Origin of the sequence: Rothia sp. P5766 (assembly GCF_048513555.1) — a bacterium.
In the GTDB taxonomy this organism is placed as follows: Bacteria; Actinomycetota; Actinomycetes; order Actinomycetales; family Micrococcaceae; genus Rothia.
In genome coordinates this window covers 172,628-190,363 of sequence record NZ_JBLXXS010000002.1, presented here as the reverse complement: position 1 = coordinate 190,363, position 17,736 = coordinate 172,628, and the positions used below count along the sequence as shown (strand labels likewise).

Below are 17,736 nucleotides of genomic sequence, written 5' to 3'. Positions count from 1 at the left end.
CTAAGGCCTCCAATCCAAACGGACGTGATCGGGAGTGAGCTGGTCAAGAGAGCTGATGCCCATGAGCTGTAGGGTACGTGTCATCTCTGCTCGGAAGATATCCAGCAGGCGGCAGACTCCTTCTGCCCCGCCGGCCATCAGACCATAAAGATAGGCCCGTCCAATCATGACACCGTCCGCTCCTAAGGCGCAGGCCGCAACGACATCTGCCCCGGACATGACACCGGTATCCAGCAGGACAGTGTAGTCATTCCCCAGGCGCTGGCGGACTTCCGGCAGAGTATAGAGGGGCACTGGTGCCCTATCCAGCTGGCGGCCCCCATGGTTGGACAGGACAACACCATCAGCACCAGCTTCTACAGATAGCTGGGCATCTGAGACTGTCTGAATCCCCTTAACCAGCAACTGGCCGGGCCACTGCTGCCTGAGCCAGGCAAGGTCCTCAAAGTTGAGGGTGGGATCGAACATATTGCCGATCTCTTGCACCGACTTGGTTCCCTCCCCAAAGTTGGTGAAACCTAAAGGCTTGGTGGTCAGAAAGTTGAACCACCACTCAGGCCGGTAGCTAGCGTTAATGACAGTCTTGGCGCTTAGCTTGGGAGGGAAGGTCATGCCGTTACGAACGTCCCGGTGGCGGGCACCGGTCACAGCGGTGTCAACGGTTACCATGAGGGTGTCATAGCCTGCCTTGTGGGCACGTTCAACCAGCTCAAAAGCCTTAGAACGGTTCTCCTTCCACAGGTAGAGCTGGAACCAGCGGCGACCGTCTGGTCCTGCGGCGGCAACATCTTCGATGGTCTCAGTTCCCATAGTAGAGAGGGTAAAAGGGATACCTGCTTGATGAGCGGCCTTCACACCTGCGATTTCACCTTCGGCATGCATCATGCGGGTAAAACCTGTCGGGGCAATAGCCAGCGGCATAGCGGAAGGGGCTCCAGCCATGCCAGTTGATAGATCGACTTGGGCAACATCTCGTAGCACCCCCGGCTCGAAGGCCAGGTTGTCAAAGGCTTGACGTGCCCGCTGTAGTGACAGCTCTTTCTCTGCAGCACCATCTACATAGTCAAAAGGACCCTTTGGGGTGCGTCGTTGGGCTAGAGCGCGCAGGTCCCAAGAGTCGGCTGCTCTAGCTAGGCGGCGGGCCCGGAAATCTGTGGTGGGCAGATCGAACTTCATAAAGTCCTTGAGCATGTGAGCTGATGGAAGCTGGCGCCTTAGAGGTACCAGGCGAGGCGTAGGCATAATGACTCCCGGTTTCTTTCACGTTTGGGTATCAGATAGGTTATCGTGCTTGGCACCGCAAGCTAAAAAATCCATCTATTTTTTTTAAAAACTAGGGAAAAATAAATTATTTTATTTTTTCAAGCTAGAGGGTGTGCTTTAATATCTGTGGCGGCCCCAACGCCCAGCACCAGCCGTAACTCTAGCAAGCGGCACACAGTGCGAAGGGAATAGATTTTCTCTGGGAGCAGCCCTGACAGCGGGCTGGCTGGCATAGGAATACCGATAGACGGCGTAGCTAGAGTACGCAGGAATCGTTGTATCTATGACCGCTAACCGAAACTTTAAAAAACTTATCCGCGCCCGCATGCAGGAAACCGGGCTGAACTTTACCGCTGCCCGGCAGGGTCTGATCGATGAACTAGCTCAGCAAACAGCAGAACCCTCACTCGTAGCTCAAGCTGAACTCACCCACCAAACCGTGGTACAGCGCTTCTTCAAAGACGGGGTTCTCACAAGCTGGCCATCCAAACGCAGAACGCGGGCCCATATTCTCTTGCACCTGGTCACCTACTTTGAGCCGGGCCGAATCTACTCTGAGCCAGAGGTCAACGAGATTTTGAAAGCACTCTGGCACGACTTTGCGTTCATGCGCCGGGAGATGGTGCAATACGGCTATCTGGTGCGAAGCTCAAGCGGCAGGAGCTACCGGCTAGCTACCCAACTTGCCGTGCGCGAAGGCACGCTCCTGCACGATGAGGCACCCGATTGGGAGGCTATCTGGTTGCCGGGTTATCTGGCTGAAAGGTAGGCAGATGACTCGCTCCACCCCTTTCAAACTGAAACTTGTCCTGGGTGCTGTTTTTCTCTCTTCGGTCAGTGAGTCCATGATCAGCATAGCTTTCGGGCTCAAGGCGGCCGCTGAGGGGCAGGCTAATCTACTTTCAGCTCTCCTGCTAGCTTCCCTACTACCGCAGGTTCTTCTGGGTCTGTGGGGTGGCAAGCTCGCTGACACCGCTATCCGTTGGTGGTGGTGGCCGCTCGCCCTGGCCTTTCAGTCCCTTATCTATTGTGCGATAGCCGCATGGACCATCTGGCCAGCTATTATTCTGGGAACGCTCGCCGTTAGCACAGCTACCGCGCTGGTGGGGCCGGTAGCTCGCAAGCTGGCCACCCACTATTCAACCGATACCCAAGGCACAGGTTCTTGGTTGAGCATGATTGCGGGCCTTGCCGGTGTTCTGGGCCTAGCGGTGGGCGGCTTGCTGGTTGGGCAGGGGCTTGTTCAGGCGCTCCTGCTGGCCAGTTCACTGGCCCTCTTCTGTGTGGCCCTACTGGCTTTTGCGGTATCGACCCGGGACGCGCTGGTTGTGGAGGCAAGGGAAACCAAGGGCGCCCTGCTCGGTTTTAGGATATTGTCAAGCCCCCAGCTTCTGGGCGGGGCAGGCTTTCTTTTTCTGGTCTGTTGCGTTCTGGGAACATCCTTAGACGATGTGGTGTCCGTCTTTGTGCTGACCGGCTACCTGCATTTGAACGAGACTGTCTTCGGTCTTGTTTCGGGGTGCTGGGCGCTGGGGATTATTATGGGCTCTCTTCTATCAGCTAAGATTCCGGCTCATCGCCCGGTTCTACCCTTGGTTGCCAGTGGCATGCTCATGGGTGCTGGTATTTTCAGTATTGCCTGGCTTCTGCCTACGGCGCTGGGGACGGCAGGAATCTATCTGGTAGCTGGGGCTGGCAACGGGATCTTTATCAGCCTCATGAACAGCACCATCATGAGCAGGGTAGCTGAGAACCAGCAGGGGCGAGCCTGGGCGGCCTACGGTTGGCTGGTCAAAATCTGCTTGCTCCTTGGCTACCTTGCCGGTGGCTTGTGGGGATCGACTGTCCCACGTGAGCTTATGCTGACCAGTGGCTCCATAGTTCTTGGGGCGGGCGCTTTCGCTCTAGTTATCCCCCGTTTGCGCGGGAGGGTCTAGCGTACCTGGTAGCCAGCCTCGCGGATTGCGGCTTTGACCTCGCCGATAGAGACTTCACCGAAGTGGAAGATAGAGGCGGCCAGGACAGCATCGGCCCCAGCTTCAATGGCGGGCGGGAAGTGCTCGGTCGTACCGGCGCCACCCGAAGCAATCAGGGGCACCGAAACCACCTGGCGCACCGCACGAATCATGGGCAGGTCAAAGCCGGCCTTGGTGCCATCGGCATCAATAGAGTTCAGTAAGATCTCGCCTACACCGCGCTCGGCGGCCTCAGCGGCCCACTCTAACAGGTCCATGCCCGTGGACTTGCGTCCGCCGTGGGTCGTGACCTCATAGCCGCTGGGAGTCGCGTCAGATTTTTTAGCGTCCAAGGAGAGCACCAAAACTTGGGAGCCAAACCGCTCGGTAATCTCGTTGATGACCTCTGGTCGGGAGATTGCGGCGGTGTTGATGGATGCCTTATCGGCACCGGTTCGTAGGAGCCGGTCAACGTCCTGCACCGACCGTACACCGCCGCCCACTGTCAGGGGGATAAAGACCTGCTCAGCGGTTGAAGCCACCACATCAAAGGTGGTCTGGCGCTCCGATGAAGAGGCGGTAACGTCCAAGAAAGTTAGCTCGTCGGCGCCCTCGGCATTGTAGCGCTTGGCCAGTTCCACCGGGTCACCGGCATCGCGTAGGCCCTCGAATTTGACGCCCTTGACTACGCGACCAGCGTCAACGTCTAGGCAAGGAATCACACGAATAGCTACACCCACGGGTTAGCCCTTTCTTATCGGTCAGTCAATGTTTTGGCAGGCGGGCCTCGAAGAGGAACCGCGCGGGGAGGTTACAGGCGGGCGGCTTGGATAGCGGTCACCAGGATTCCGCGACCGCCAATCTCATAGAGCTTATCCATCACCAGATTGGCGCTCTTGCGGGGAACCATTGAGCGGATAGCTACCCAGCCTTCCCGAGAGAGCTGTGAAATAGTGGGGGCCTCAAGACCGGGAGTGAGCTGGGTCGCCTGAGCAAGGTTTTCTTCGGCAATGTTGTAGTCAATCAGCACGTACTGGCGGGCAATCAGCACACCCTCTAGCCGGCGCTGAAGACGTTCAAGACCGGCATGGTCCTCCACACCTGGGCGTTTAATAAGCAGGGCCTCTGAGCGCATAATCGGGTCACCAAAAGGCTCAAGACCGGCGGCACGCATAGTGTTACCGGTTTCCACCACATCGGCGATAGCATCGGCAACGCCCAGGCGGATAGACGACTCAATCGCGCCGTCCAGCCTGACAACCGAAGCCTTGATACCGGAACGCTCCAGGTAGTCGGTCAGCAAACGCTTATAAGAGGTTGCAATCCGCTTACCCTCTAGCTCTTTGGGGTCGCTGTACACTCCTACGGGACCGGCCAGGCGGAAGGTAGAACGGGCGAAGTCAAGGTTGAGGGCTTCTTCAGCGTGGGTACCAGAATCAATCAGCAGGTCCCGACCGGTAATACCAACATCCAGGGTACCTTCGCCAACGTAAACCGCAATGTCACGGGGGCGCAGGTAGAAGAACTCCACATCATTTTCACGGTCCACCAGAACCAGCTCGCGAGAGTCACGACGCTGAAGGTAACCGGCCTCGGTCAGCATAGTAATGGCGGCTTGGGAGAGCATGCCCTTATTGGGAACAGCAACGCGCAGCATAGTCTATAGTCCTTTGCAGGGTGATGAGATTTAGAGGTACTTGTAGATATCTTCGGGAGTCAGTCCCTTGGCGATCATCATGACCTGCAAATGGTAAATCAGTTGTGAGGCTTCTTCAGCACATTCAGCGTCGGATTGGAATTCGGCAGCCATCCATACTTCTGCCGCTTCTTCAACAATTTTCTTGCCGATAAAGTGTACACCGCGGTCCAGCTCGGCAACCGTGCCGGAGCCCTCGGGCCGGGTTTGAGCTTTTTCAGCTAATTCTGCGAACAGGGTTTCAAAATTCTTCACGCCCTTTAGCCTACCGTGATTTGGGTGGGTGGGAGTAGCTGGGGTGCCCGCATCTTGCATTTCGGGCACCCCGGTAGGCCAGCGCTGGGGTGGGCTGAGCTGAAAACCACCCTGAGCACTTACCTTCTGAGTCATGAAGCCTTAGATTGAGCGCAGGGCGACCACGGTTTCTAATGCGGCGGCGGTAGCTTCATAGCCCTTGTCCTCGGATGAACCGGCAAGCCCCGCCCGGTCCAGGCCCTGCTGTTCGGTATGGCAGGTCAAAACACCAAAGCCAATAGGGGTCTTGCTCTCAACAGATACCTTGGTCAGACCGCTGGTCGCGGCATCACAGACGTAGTCAAAGTGCGGGGTATCACCGCGCACTACAACGCCCAGGGCCACAAGAGCATCAAACTTCTCCGCCAAGTGAGCGGCAGCTACCGGCAGCTCAAAGGTGCCCGGAACGCGCACGATCAGGGGCTCAATTCCCGCCTCCTGGGCCGCACGGCGGGCGCCATCAAGCAGTCCGTCCATGATCTGGGTGTGCCAGGAGGCGGCAACGATAGCCAGGGACAGCCCGGCGGTGTCCTGGGGGTTAATGGTGGGTGTAGGTGCTCCTGCGCCACTCATGGTGTTCTCCTTGCTTGGGGCCTTCGGTTCTGCCTGCTTAGGGGCAGGCACTCTCTTAGTTCTTGTTTTGAAGTCTATCGGCCATTGGGCCTATAGGGCTGGTTGCTAGGCCAGGCGGTGCCGCATCCGGTCGCGTTTGGTGGCTAGGTAGCCCTCGTTTTCGGGGCGGGGTTCAACAATGTCAGGTACTAGTTCAAGTACCCTCACTCCCAGCCTTTCCAGGGCTTCTGCCTTGGCGGGGTTGTTGCTGAGCAGGCGGATCTGTGTGAGCCCCAGCCTTGTGAGGACAGCAGCGGCCTGGGTGTAGTCGCGGGCATCTGCGGGCAAGCCCAGCTGAAGGTTGGCATCCAGGGTATCTATCCCCCGGTCTTGTAGGGCATAAGCCCGAAGCTTGTTAACCAGCCCGATGCCCCGACCCTCCTGCCCGCGTAGGTAGAGAACAGCCCCGCCCTGACGCTGGACGGCCTCTAGCGCCTGTTCTAGCTGGGGTCCGCAATCACAGCGGTAGGACCCCAGCAAATCGCCGGTAGCGCACTCTGAGTGAAGCCGGATGAGTGGGGAGCTCTCCTCCGTTTTCTCATTCCCGTCAGCATCAACGGCTGTGGCCAGCATGTGTTCGTTACCATCTGAAAATTCAAAGCCGCGCACAGCAAAAATACCCTGCGCAGTGGGCACCAGAACAGGGTCGCTGCTCTGGATCAGTTCAGCTATTTTATTGTTCAAAGGTGTCACGTTCCTCTAGGTAGCTCACGAGATCAGCGATTGAAATCATGGGCATCTTGTGCTGGGTGGCAAATGCGCGCAGGCCATCAAAGCGCATCATGGTGCCATCGTCGTTCACTACTTCTGCGATAACGCCAACACCCGATAGGCCAGCGAGGGTGCTCAGTTCAAGGGCGGCTTCGGTGTGTCCAGGGCGCACGCGCACACCTCCTTCTACCGCCCGGAGCGGCAGAACGTGGCCGGGGCGGGTCAGGTCACGCGCTCCAGACTCGGGGTTTGCAAGTACTCCTAGGGTGTGGGCTCGATCAGCCGCTGAGATGCCGGTGGTCACCTTGTACCGTGCATCGCAGGTGACGGTGTAGGCGGTGCCCTTAGCGTCCTCGTTGACCTCCACCATAGGGGGCAAATTGAGTAGGTCAGCACGCTCACCGCTCATCGGGGCACAAATCACGCCGGAAGTATAGCGAATGGTGAAGGCCATGAGCTCAGGGGTGGCATGTTCGGCGGCAAAGATGATATCACCTTCGTTTTCGCGGTCTTCGTCATCTACAACGATCACGGCCCCTCCACGAGCGATTTCTGCGATGGCTCGTTCAACGGTATCGAGGGCCTCGGTAGGGTGGGCCGATGAAGCAGCCGGGACGGGGGCAGCTATACCCAGGCCCGGCACAGAACCGGAAACAGCCAGAATTCGCTGGACATACTTGGCCAGCGCATCGGTTTCCAGGTTGACGGTATCACCCACGGTGAGTTCGCCCAGGGTGGTTGCTTCAAGGGTGGCAGGAATCAGGCCCACTTCAAACCAGGTGGTGTCCGCCTGGGGTTGGGAAACAGCGGTGATGGTCAGGGAAGCGCCAGATACGGTAATGGAGCCCTTTTCTGTCAGGTAGGAGGCCATATCACGGGGTGCCCTAATCCGGATGGTCCGCCAGGACTCGTGGTCCTGAACCAGCACAACGGTGCCCAGCCCGTCAACGTGTCCTTGCACTAGGTGCCCGTCAAAGCGACCGTTGGCGGGCATACAGCGTTCCAGGTTGACCCGGTCGCCGGGGGCCAACCTGCCTAGGTTGGTGCGCTCTAGGGTTTCGCCCATCATGTCAGCAGCAAAGCTACCCTTGGCAATTTCCTGGGTGCGGGTGGCGGTCAGACACACGCCGTTGACGGCTAAGGAACCGCCGTGCTCAAGGTCAGCGATAAGATCGCCCGCCTTGATTGTGACCACCGCGGATTTGGGGCGGCCTGCTGAGTCGAGGACCGGTTCAATGGATTCTACGGTTCCTGTTGCGGCAATAATTCCTGTAAACATGAGGGGTCTTTCGGGCTGGTTGGAAAGTTCGGCTAGGTAAAAAGTCTTAGTGCGGGGTCTGAGAGGACGGTACCAGGTGGGTTGCTGTGTCGACGCCAAGCTGTCGCAGGGCTGGGGACATGCCCAGGTCATCGAGCTCCCAACGGGCCGCCCGGCTCAGGGTGTCGATGCCCAGCTCGCCTAGTGCAGGTTTCCCCGCGCCCAGGAGCAGGGGCGCCCGGTACCAGTAGAGTTCGTCCACCAGGTCCTGAGCCATGCAGGCAGTCAGCAGGGTGGGGCCGCCCTCAATCATGAGGTGACGGACTCCCTGCCTGTAGAGGTCTGAGAAAACCTCGGTTAGTTCACGCCTACGGTAGTGCAGGGCTTGACCTGCCGCTACCGCAGATTGCAGGTAGCTAGCGTCAGGCAGTGAGCTGCGCCCAATGACGACGCGCAGGGGCTGGCGCTCTGATAGTAGGCCCTGACCACGGGCGGTGAGCTGGGGGTTATCAGCCGCAACGGTTGCGGTACCGACAGCAATGGCGTCTACCCGGCTTCTCAGGGTGTGCCCGTCCTGGCGGGCCTCTGGGCCGGTAATCCACTGGCTGGTCCCGTCGCCGGCCGCGATAAAGCCGTCCAAACTACTGGCAATTTTTGCGGTGACGAAGGGGCGACCGGCTACCTGGGCCTGGAACCAGCGCCTGTTGAGGGCAAAAGACTCCTCAGCTAAAAGCCCAGAGCCTACCGTGATTCCCTGGGAGCGCAGGTAGTCTCCCCCACCTGCGGCCAGGTCGGTGGTGTCGCTGGAGGCGTAGATGACCTCGCTGATTCCGGCTTGGGCGATAGCGTGGGCACAGGGGCCGGTGCGGCCGGTATGGTTGCAAGGTTCTAGGGTAACCAGCATACGGGCACCGGTCAGGTCGATACCGGCTGAGCGAGCCTGGGCAATAGCGTGGGCCTCGGCGTGCGGGGTTCCGGCCCCTCGGTGCCAGCCAGTCACTAGATGGTGACCATCGGCGGATAGGATGACTGCGCCGACCAGAGGGTTGGCGCCCCGAAGGCCCCGCCGTGCAGCCGCAAGCGCCAACCGCATGGCCTGCACCTTGCCCACATGCGTCATTTTCGGACATCCACTGTGGGGTCAGGGAAGATAGTTTCCAGTTCCACCCGGTCTGCCTCGCGGTTGCGGGTTCGCCACCAGATAAAGAAACCGGTTAGCGTGAAAGCACCGTAGAAAATATACATGAAGGCGCTGGCGTAGTAACCGGCTGACCAGAGCAGAGGAACACCGACGATATCGACAGCTACCCAGACCAGCCAGAACTCAACCCAACCCTTAGCCATGCCGAAGGTTGCTAGCAGGGAGCCGGTGAAGATCCAGGCGTCGGACCAGACTGGCTCATAGGAGCCCAACGCTCGGAATACCGGGGTCAGTAAGCCTGTTCCCAGGATCATAAAAAGCACCATAAAAATTCGTTCCCGGCCACTGGCCCAGCGCGGTGATACAGCTGACTGGTTCGCCCCCAGGCCCCTGCGGGTTTGGCTCCACCGGTACCAGCCCCAGATGGATACCGCGATAAACATGAGCTGTCGGCCTGCTTGGCCTAAGAGATTAGCAGTACCGTAGTCAGACCCGAAGACTGTGCCCAAAAAGACGGTGAGCAAGAGCAGATTACCTATAATGCCTACCGGCCAGGCCCAAACTTTACGGCGCATACCGCCCAGGGCAGACAGCAGGCCAAAAATATTTCCGAGGACTTCGCGCACCAAGAGTGACTGGTGATCGCCAAGGGCAATCTGTGCGTCGAAGAGCCACCGCAAGAGATCCATAAAAACTCCCGAAGCTAGTGGCTCCGGGAGAACAAAACCAGGTGTGCCCTGCACAGGTGCGCCAAGATAGTGCCTGCCAGGGCAGGTCTTCTTTGCACCCGAACGGGTACGGCAGACGGCACGGGGGGCCGTCTCGACGGTTTGCTCGTGCTACCTTCCATCCAGACTGTACTGTCGGTACAGGAGTTTCACCTGTCAGGTCCCTGCCCCAAAGGGGCTAAGGATTAGCGGACTATCACCGCCGGTTCGGATTTTCACCGGGTCCCGGAGCACGATGTTTTATTACTGTTCAAGTTATAGCACGTACGGGGCTGTCTTGGGTACCTGTTTGCTGACCGCCGAACTCAGCTCGACTAGGCGGCTCTAAACGGGCAGGGCAGATAAGAGGTCGGCTTGCTAGGATAGGTGAAGATTTTTTCTCTCCCCAGTGAAGGGTAAAGCCCATGAGCGATACAAAACCCGCTAACGTCCAAAAACGCGATACCACCTTTAAGCAGGAGCACGGGGCGGTTGCTCATCTGCTTAAGCGCAAGCCGGAACAGGCCATTGCCCGTGCTGTTCGCAGTGCACAGAAGCTCTTGGACGAAGCCCAAAACAAGCAGGCTCTTAACGTGCTCACTCTGGTCAAGCCCATTCTGGCCAAGCGCCCCGAGGCTGAGCAGACCGAGTACTGGATGATGCTGGCTACCATTCATCAGGCGATGGGTAACCCGTTAGCGGCCCAGCGGGCAGAGGAAAACATCAGGGCGTAGCACACCAGCAGGGAAGTCTGGACGCATGGGAGATAATCTACATCTATCTGTGGATAAGTTACCCCCGGAGGCAATAACTATGTCACAACCGAGTCATAAATAGCTTAGTTTTCCCATGTCACTAGCGCTTATGCGGCTCCTTGAGTAAGAAGAAGGTACAGCCTGTTTTGCTTGTATCAGATTCTTCTACCGGTGTTTAAGGAGCCCGCAATGACCGCTTCCCTGTTTCCTTCCGCCGCCCTAGGGTTTGCTCTCGTACTCAGCCTGAGCGGGTGCGTTCTTCAAGCCCCTCAGCCAGAGAAGACTGGCTATCAAAAAGCTGAGCAAAGCACCAGCTCAACCCCATCAGCCAGTTCAAGCCCCAGCCCCCAAAGCACGCTAGGGACCCAGCCCTCTGTCTCACCCCATGATTCAGCAGGCAGGGTGACTCCTTCACAATCAGTATCACCCCGGTTGCACGGCAAAACCACCGAAGGCCCCAAAACCGAGCTGGCCCCACCGGTGGCAGACCCCGGTGCTCGCCAACAAACCGCAGATGGGCTTTATCTCTTTGCCGAGCACTGGGCCGAAACCTTCAACTACGCGGTCGAGACGGGTGACTTCAAGCCCCTTGAAGATACACTTTCACCCAGAGTCAGCCCCCGGTGGTCAGAGATTATTGCATCGCGTAAGGACGTCTACACCATCAAGGGGTGGATTGAAGGCAACACGATGTCTATATCTCGACTCAACTCTCCCCTAGCCGATGTGGGCAAGGGGGCCCAAGGTATGGTCATCAGCCTTGAGCTTACAGACGGCCTCATGCGCGGGACAGACCCGCGAACAGGAAGGGAATACACCTACGACATCGAGGGTGACCCCGCCATGGAAGTCGTATTTATTGCTGAGTACATCGAGGGCAACTGGAAATTCATTACCACCACCGAGGGCAGTAAACCTGGGCAGTAAAAAACTGAACCTGTGGCCTAGGCATTATGAGCTTGGGGGCAGTTTCTGAAGCAAGTCCTGGACAAACTCAGCGGCCTCTAGGTCACCGGCCGCACGGTAGTGCTCTGTAGCTGCTCGCAGGTGTTCTTCGGCCCGCTCTGAATTCCCCTGCTGGGCAATAACCAGGGCTAGAAGCTGGTGAGTCTCCCCCAAGCCCACCAGGTCATTGTGTTCGCGGGCAAGGTCTAGTGCCTCGGTGAGGTAGTTCAGAGCTTGTTGCTCTTCACCGGTTGCCAGAAGCCCCTGGGCCATAGCACTACGTACCTGCACCATTTGCTGGGGCATACCAGCCTGACGGTAGAGCCCATAGGCGGTTTCTAAAAGCTCCTGGGCCTGGCTCTCTTGCGAACCGTAGCGCGCTAAACCCGCTAAAGCCAGGTAATTATGAGCCTGCCCTTGGACGTTGCCGGAGGACTCGTAGCCGCCTAGCCCCTGAGCGTACCATTGCTTAGCTTTTTCAAGCTGCCCCAGCTCCGCATAGATTGAACCCGTTTCTGTGGCAAAATCCGGGAGTTGTTCGGCATGGGGTTTCTTCTCAGCCAGTAGAGTGTAAGCCTCTTTAACCTGCTCCAGAGCGCCATCAAGCCTGCCTAGATCGCGGTTAACCTCACTTGAGATTTTAAGGGCAAGAATCAGGCCAAAGACTTCGCCGGCATTCTCAAACCCAGCGCTGGCTTCACGCAGGTCAGCCAGAGCTTCTTCCAGACGTTTCTGGCTGATTTTTTCCTGCGCCCGTGAGAGCGCAGCATCAGCTTGGGTCAGAAGGTGTGTTTGGCTACTCATTATTTTCCCTTCATTTATGCTTGCGGGCTGAGACTTGCCGCCCGGCGCAGCCCGGCAATAGCGGCGGGGATGTCGTCGGCCCCATAGACCGAAGAACCGGCCACAAAGCAGGTGGCACCGGCTTCTGCCGCGCGTAGGATCGTTTCGGTGGTTATCCCGCCGTCAACCTGTAGCACCAGGTCAGCGCCTGAGCCTTCAATAGCGGCGGCCGCACGTCGAATCTTGGGCAGAGTAAGGTCCAAGAAGGGCTGGCCGCCGAAGCCGGGCTCGACCGTCATAATCAATAGCATATCCAGCTCGGTGAGCATATCCAGATAGGGTTCCACCCCGGTGGCCGGGCGCAGAGCCATACCGGCCTGTGCCCCGGACTCACGCAGGGTACGAGCCAGCTTAATCGGGGCGGTAGCCGCCTCAGCGTGGAAGGTCACCGATTCACAGCCCACTTGGGCGTAGGCGGGAGCCCAGCGATCAGCGTCCTCAATCATCAGGTGCACATCAAACGGCACCGGGGAAACCTCTTTGAGCCTCTTCACCACGGGTAGGCCCCAGGTCAGGTTTGGGACAAAGTGCCCGTCCATCACATCGATGTGGGCCGCATCAGCTGAAGAAATAGCCTTGAGTTCTTCGCCCAGCCGCGAGAAGTCTGCACTCAGAATAGACGGGTGAATATGGCAGGTCATGAAGTCTCCTCGGTCAAGATGATGTGCTGTTTCCATGCTAGTGCCTTGAGCGCCTGAAGCAGTAAAGATAATCACCATCACAGTCTCAGCGGCCTGTATGTGTAGGGGCTTACAGCTCCCTCACAGCTAAAATATACTGGCTTCTTCTCGCAAAGGTTAGGAAAATGATGAACTCGGTTCTGCTTGCAGTACTCGTGATGCTTGTCCTCTCCGCGGCCCGTGTGCATGTTGTCCTAGCGCTCTTTATTGGTGCGCTGGTGGGTGGTTTGTTCGGCGGGCTCGGTTTCGATGGAACCATGGTGGCCTATCAGGAGGGCCTCTCCGGCGGAGCCATGCTTGCTCTCTCCTATGCCCTACTGGGTGCATTCGCTATGGCAGTGTCCAGCTCAGGGCTACCCCAGTTACTTGCTGGATCAATTATTAACCGGGTGGGTGTCCAAAGCGCTCAAGGAAAAAACGGCCTTGAATTTGCCGTCAAGTGGTTCCTTCTCGCGGGGATTTTGGCCATGTCCGTAATGTCTCAGAATCTTATTCCCGTGCATATCGCTTTTATCCCTCTGGTTATTCCGCCGCTCTTAGCTGTTTTTAACCGTCTGCATATTGACCGCCGTCTGCTGGCCTGTGTGATCACTTTCGGTTTGGTGACAACCTATATGTTCCTACCGGTTGGTTTTGGCGCTATCTTCCTCAATGACATTCTGCTGGGCAATATCAAGTTGGCAGGTATGTCCACAGACGGTATTAATGTCATGCAAGCGATGATGATTCCTGCCGCCGGTATGGTTTTCGGTCTGCTCCTTGCTATTTTCTTCTCTTACCGCAAACCCCGAATCTACCGTGATGTTGACATTGATTCTGCATCACAGGCTTCCCAGGAGATCAGCACATTCAAGGTCCTTGTTGCTCTGATTGCTATTGTTGCGACCTTCGCAGTGCAGGTTCTTATGCAGAGCATGGAGACCGAGGCTAACTCACTTCTGGTCGGAGCACTTGTTGGCTTGACAATTTTCATGGTGACCGGCGCGGTTGAGTGGCGCAAGGCTGATGATGTCTTTACGTCCGGTATGCGCATGATGGCGCTGATCGGCTTCATCATGATTTCAGCACAGGGTTTTGCCTCCGTTATCTCAGAAACCGGTGACGTTGAGCCGCTGGTCTCATTTGTTGCCGATGTCTTCGCAGGTAACAGGGCCGCGGCTGCTCTAGCTATGCTAGTTGTCGGTCTTATTGTGACCATGGGTATTGGTTCTTCTTTCTCAACCTTGCCCATTATCGCCACCATCTACGTGCCGCTGTGCCTTGCCTTGGGATTCTCGCCACTTGCGACGGTATCTATCATCGGTACCGCAGGTGCGCTTGGTGATGCCGGTTCCCCAGCCTCTGACTCAACCCTGGGACCCACTTCCGGTCTGAATGTTGATGGTCAGCACGACCATATTCGAGACACCGTCATTCCCACTTTCTTGCACTATAACCTGCCACTACTGGGCGCAGGCTGGGTCGCGGCCATGATTCTGTAAAAACCTTACCTCACGAGCTCAAGGGGCCGCTGCTACCATTCCGGGTAGCAGCGGCCCCTTTGCCATGCCTGCTGTAGTCTCTAAGAGCTGGCTGACTTGCGGGTTGTGAGCACCTGAATCAGGACAGGAATCAAAGAGAGCAGAATGATACCCACAACGATCAGGTCAACGTGCTCACGGATAAAGGCGATTCCTCCCAGGTAGTGACCTGCGATGGGCAGCAGGGTGCCCCAGAGGAATGCTCCGATCAGGTTCCACTTAACAAAGGTTGTGCGGGGCATCTCGTTGATGCCTGCTAAGACGGGGACGACGGTACGGACAATGGGGACAAAGCGGGCGATGACTACGGTTCGGGCACCGTATTTTGCAAAGTACTCGTGGGCCTTGTTGATGCGTTCATCGCCAATCATGCGACCAGCCCGTGAGCGCAGAACTGCCGGCCCTGTGCTCTTTCCGATCTGGTACCCGGTCTGGTCACCCACGAAACCTGCGGTGACGGTCACCAAAAGTAGGGCCCATAGAGGTGCAATTTTGGTCTCGCCGCTAGTCATGAGCCCTGCGATAAACAGGAGCGAGTCGCCGGGCAGGAAGAAGCCAATCAGCAGGCCGGTCTCGGCGAAAAGAACCAGCGCAATGCCAATGAGGCCGAACGTGGTTATGAGATGCTGGGGGTCTAGTAAAGAGGACATAGATTATAGCTTTCTAAAGTGAGGGCTTACAGACCTAGTTTTTGCGAAAGAGGGCAAAGAACATAGCGTCAGTCCCGTGGATATGGGGCCAGAGCTGAGCGGTGGTTGCGCCCTGGCCTGCTCCATCAGGGCTAAAGGAGGGGTCTTTCTCCCCTGCCAGTAGGCTTTGCCCCCGGTCATCGGTCAGGGCTACCGAGGTGAGTGCGGCCCCCGAGTCGAGCAGGGTCACGTCGGTCTTACGCAGAATATCGTGCACGATGCTCTGGGTTTCTGCGGTATGTGGAGAACAGGTGACGTAGGCAATCAGACCACCGGGTCGGGTGACTTCTGCTGCGGCCTGGAAGAGCGAGAGCTGAAGGGGCAGAAGCTCAGCGATATCGCGGGGGTTCTTACGCCAGCGAGCCTCGGGACGGCGGCGCAAGGCACCTAGACCTGAGCAGGGAACATCGACCATAACACGGTCAAAAAGTGCGCTGGCTTCTGCGCTACCGGGCATTTTTTTCTGCTGGCTCAGTGTGCTGGCAATTTCCCGGCCATCACCGGTGAGCACCGTGTAGGTGCCTTCCGGAAGCGGGGCCAGAGAACGGCGGACCAGTTCGGCCCGGTGCTCAGCAGACTCGTTAGCCACCAGGGTAGCCCCGCGCTGGGCCCCCAGGGCACCGAGTAGGGCGGCTTTACCGCCGGGACCGGCGCAGAGGTCAAGCCAGCGACTGTCTGGGCCCTCCAGTGGGGCATCAGCCAGAGCACGAGCTACCAACTGTGAGCCGACGTCCTGGGCCCGAACCACACCACTGCGCACTGTCTCTAACCGGGCTAGGTCGCCCGAAGCGTAGAGGGCAGAACCTTGAACGAGCTCACCGTCGCTCGCACCGGCGGCGCGGGCCTCGTCTAGGGTCCCCAGCCCGGGTAACTCAACCAGGTTCACTACCGGTGAGAGGTTATCGGCTTCAAGCAGTTGCTCTACCTCACTGGGCGCACGGCCGTGGGCAGCAAGGGCCTGACGGAAGGACCGGACGACCCAGGCCGGGTGGGACTTCTCCAGGGCCAGACGGGTCAGCTCGTCGGGTGCCTGAGAGGCAATCAGTTCGTGCCATTCCTCGGGGCTCCGTTCTGAGACCCGGCGCAAGACCGCATTGACGAAGTTGGCAGGGCCGATACCGATTTCGGAACGGGCCAGTGCAACGGTCTGGTTGAGAGCGGCATGATCGGGCACTCGCATGGCCATGAGCTGGTGAACTCCCAAACGGAGGACCAAGAGAATCTTGGTACCGATTTTTTCCACCGGACGGTCAACACAGTGAGCCAGAATCGCATCATAGGTTCCCTGATTACGCAAGGTTCCGTAGGTCAGCTCGGTGGCAAAGCCAGCATCACGGGCATCGAGCCGTGCAGTGCGGATAGCTTTGGGCAAAACCAGATTAGCGTAAGAGTCCTCATGGGCTACAGCCAGCAATACCTGGTAGGCGACGGCGCGGGCCTTATCAGCTCTGCGGGCGCGCTGTGAGGGCGCGGCATCAGAAAAGACGCGGTCTTTGACGGCCTTCCGGTTGCGTTCACGGCCCTTAGCATTACGGCGGCTCTCCTTGTCGTGTGCGCTGTTTTCCTGTGCAGGACGCCCACGGTAGGAACCACTCGTGTTACCGGTCTGGGGCCCGGCACTTCGTTTGCCGCGGGAGCCGCGCGGGTTGGGGGTGCCGCCTCGGTTGGCTGAGCTAGGACGGCCTTTACCGTGACCGCGTGCTGCGCGGGGTGCGTCATGGGCACTCATACCAAAACTACTTTCTGATCATTGATAGCCGCGCTTTGGCCTCGTGCCCAGTCGGCGGCGTTCATCATCTTCTTCCCGGCAGGTTGGACCTGGGTAAGTTCAAGGCTACCGTCACCACAGGTGACAACGGGTTTCTTGCCCGCAAGGTGGACTGTGCCTGGTGTCCCTCGAGTGGGAGCTTCTGAGCGGCGAAGCATGCCAATCTTGAAGCGGGCACCGCCAAGCTCCGCCCATGCCCCAGGTTCGGGTGTCACGCCGCTTACCTGAGCTAGAATCTGGCCGGTGGTGCGGCTGAAGTCAATTTTTCCGTCGGCGATGGTGAGCTTGGCAGCGTGTGTTGCCTGCCCGGTTTGGGGCTGGCCGGTAGCACCCTCAGCGATGTCTGCAAAGGTAGCAGAGAGCAGGGCTCCGCCGGTAGCCGCGAGCCGGTTCAGGATATCACCGGCGGTATCAAACTCACCCACAGGTGTTGACTCCTGACGGAAGACCGGGCCGGTATCCAGGCCTGCCTCAATACGGAAAGTATTCGAGAAGATTTCGCTTTCCCCGGCCATCAGCGCCCGCTGAACCGGTGCGGCACCGCGCCAGTTAGGAAGCGCGGAAAAGTGGAGGTTAATCCAGCCGTGGGGAAGAAGGTCCAGCGCTCGCTGAGGGAGCAGGACTCCAAAGGCAACAACAGCCGCAATCTCCGCCCCGGTGTCAGCTACAGCAGCGTGAATCTCGTCGTCCCAGCGGCTGGCCTTAATAACGGGTACTCCCAGCTCCTGAGCACGCTGGGCTACGGGTGAGGGAGTAAGAACCCTCTTACGCCCCACCGGAGCATCTTCGCGGGTCAGCACAGCAACAACGTCGTGCCCAGCTTGGAGCAGGGCATCAAGCGGGGCAACCGCGAGTTCAGGCGTGCCAGCGTATAAAACCTTCATATCAACTTTCTTGTG

General features: G+C 58.1%; 19 protein-coding genes and 1 riboswitch. Of the genes, 5 read left to right on the top strand and 14 right to left on the bottom strand.

Annotated features, from left to right (window positions below):
* Positions 1-1,242: an alpha-hydroxy acid oxidase gene (locus ACN08V_RS01960; RefSeq protein ID WP_419104331.1), complete on the bottom strand. Its 1,242-nt coding sequence runs from the start codon at positions 1,240-1,242 to the stop codon at positions 1-3.
* A 304-nt stretch (positions 1,243-1,546) separates the two neighbouring features.
* Between ACN08V_RS01960 and ACN08V_RS01955 the strand changes: the two genes are divergently transcribed.
* Together ACN08V_RS01955 and ACN08V_RS01950 are read left to right on the top strand one after the other, a co-directional pair.
* On the top strand, positions 1,547-2,032 hold the full coding sequence (locus tag ACN08V_RS01955) for a DUF2087 domain-containing protein (RefSeq protein WP_419104330.1): 486 nt from the start codon (positions 1,547-1,549) through the stop codon (positions 2,030-2,032).
* Between the two features lie 4 nt (positions 2,033-2,036).
* On the top strand, positions 2,037-3,200 hold the full coding sequence (locus tag ACN08V_RS01950; RefSeq protein WP_419104329.1) for an MFS transporter: 1,164 nt from the start codon (positions 2,037-2,039) through the stop codon (positions 3,198-3,200).
* Here the strand turns inward: ACN08V_RS01950 and hisF are convergent.
* From hisF to pnuC, 8 genes are all read right to left on the bottom strand, one after another.
* On the bottom strand, positions 3,197-3,958 hold the full coding sequence (gene hisF, locus ACN08V_RS01945; RefSeq protein WP_419104328.1) for an imidazole glycerol phosphate synthase subunit HisF: 762 nt from the start codon (positions 3,956-3,958) through the stop codon (positions 3,197-3,199). The two genes, ACN08V_RS01950 and hisF, sit on opposite strands and share 4 nt — an antisense overlap.
* Positions 3,959-4,029: 71 nt before the next feature.
* Positions 4,030-4,875: an ATP phosphoribosyltransferase gene (gene hisG / locus ACN08V_RS01940; RefSeq protein ID WP_419100468.1), complete on the bottom strand. Its 846-nt coding sequence runs from the start codon at positions 4,873-4,875 to the stop codon at positions 4,030-4,032.
* 30 nt (positions 4,876-4,905) lie between these two features.
* Positions 4,906-5,169: a phosphoribosyl-ATP diphosphatase gene (locus tag ACN08V_RS01935; protein ID WP_419100469.1), complete on the bottom strand. Its 264-nt coding sequence runs from the start codon at positions 5,167-5,169 to the stop codon at positions 4,906-4,908.
* Between the two features lie 141 nt (positions 5,170-5,310).
* A complete protein-coding gene (gene ribH / locus ACN08V_RS01930; protein WP_419100470.1) occupies positions 5,311-5,781 on the bottom strand; it encodes a 6,7-dimethyl-8-ribityllumazine synthase in 471 nt (156 codons plus the stop codon).
* 105 nt (positions 5,782-5,886) lie between these two features.
* On the bottom strand, positions 5,887-6,513 hold the full coding sequence (locus tag ACN08V_RS01925) for a GTP cyclohydrolase II (protein ID WP_419104327.1): 627 nt from the start codon (positions 6,511-6,513) through the stop codon (positions 5,887-5,889).
* A complete protein-coding gene (gene ribB, locus ACN08V_RS01920; RefSeq protein WP_419104326.1) occupies positions 6,494-7,810 on the bottom strand; it encodes a 3,4-dihydroxy-2-butanone-4-phosphate synthase in 1,317 nt (438 codons plus the stop codon). The genes ACN08V_RS01925 and ribB overlap by 20 nt, the downstream gene beginning before the upstream one ends.
* Positions 7,811-7,856: 46 nt before the next feature.
* On the bottom strand, positions 7,857-8,882 hold the full coding sequence (gene ribD, locus ACN08V_RS01915; RefSeq protein WP_419104325.1) for a bifunctional diaminohydroxyphosphoribosylaminopyrimidine deaminase/5-amino-6-(5-phosphoribosylamino)uracil reductase RibD: 1,026 nt from the start codon (positions 8,880-8,882) through the stop codon (positions 7,857-7,859).
* A gap of 23 nt (positions 8,883-8,905) precedes the next feature.
* Positions 8,906-9,619 (bottom strand): nicotinamide riboside transporter PnuC, encoded by a 714-nt coding sequence (gene pnuC / locus ACN08V_RS01910; RefSeq protein WP_419104324.1) that lies wholly within the window; start codon positions 9,617-9,619, stop codon positions 8,906-8,908.
* Between the two features lie 144 nt (positions 9,620-9,763).
* Positions 9,764-9,895, bottom strand: a riboswitch (FMN riboswitch).
* Between the two features lie 167 nt (positions 9,896-10,062).
* Here pnuC and ACN08V_RS01905 point away from each other — a divergent pair.
* Positions 10,063-10,371 (top strand): hypothetical protein, encoded by a 309-nt coding sequence (locus tag ACN08V_RS01905; protein WP_419104323.1) that lies wholly within the window; start codon positions 10,063-10,065, stop codon positions 10,369-10,371.
* A gap of 210 nt (positions 10,372-10,581) precedes the next feature.
* Complete coding sequence (locus ACN08V_RS01900) at positions 10,582-11,319, top strand: DUF6318 family protein (RefSeq protein ID WP_419104322.1); 738 nt, start codon at positions 10,582-10,584, stop codon at positions 11,317-11,319.
* Between the two features lie 24 nt (positions 11,320-11,343).
* On the opposite strand, the gene ACN08V_RS01895 is transcribed toward ACN08V_RS01900, so the two are convergent.
* A complete protein-coding gene (locus ACN08V_RS01895; protein ID WP_419100477.1) occupies positions 11,344-12,141 on the bottom strand; it encodes a hypothetical protein in 798 nt (265 codons plus the stop codon).
* A gap of 14 nt (positions 12,142-12,155) precedes the next feature.
* Positions 12,156-12,821, bottom strand: a complete 666-nt coding sequence (rpe, locus tag ACN08V_RS01890) for a ribulose-phosphate 3-epimerase (RefSeq protein ID WP_419100523.1) — start codon at positions 12,819-12,821, stop codon at positions 12,156-12,158.
* A gap of 164 nt (positions 12,822-12,985) precedes the next feature.
* On the opposite strand from rpe, the gene ACN08V_RS01885 reads away from it, so the two are divergent.
* A complete protein-coding gene (locus ACN08V_RS01885; protein WP_419104321.1) occupies positions 12,986-14,341 on the top strand; it encodes a Na+/H+ antiporter family protein in 1,356 nt (451 codons plus the stop codon).
* A gap of 80 nt (positions 14,342-14,421) precedes the next feature.
* Here ACN08V_RS01885 and ACN08V_RS01880 read toward each other — a convergent pair whose 3' ends face one another.
* Genes ACN08V_RS01880 through fmt form a run of 3 tightly spaced genes read right to left on the bottom strand, consistent with a single transcriptional unit; the run spans position 14,422 to position 17,721 of the window.
* The gene (locus ACN08V_RS01880; protein WP_419100479.1) at positions 14,422-15,030 is read right to left on the bottom strand and encodes a DedA family protein; all 609 of its coding nucleotides are present in this window, start codon (positions 15,028-15,030) and stop codon (positions 14,422-14,424) included.
* Positions 15,031-15,064: 34 nt separating this feature from the next.
* Complete coding sequence (locus ACN08V_RS01875; protein WP_419104320.1) at positions 15,065-16,798, bottom strand: RsmB/NOP family class I SAM-dependent RNA methyltransferase; 1,734 nt, start codon at positions 16,796-16,798, stop codon at positions 15,065-15,067.
* Complete coding sequence (gene fmt / locus ACN08V_RS01870) at positions 16,795-17,721, bottom strand: methionyl-tRNA formyltransferase (protein ID WP_419100481.1); 927 nt, start codon at positions 17,719-17,721, stop codon at positions 16,795-16,797. The genes ACN08V_RS01875 and fmt overlap by 4 nt, the downstream gene beginning before the upstream one ends.
* Between the last annotated feature and the right edge of the window lie 15 nt (positions 17,722-17,736).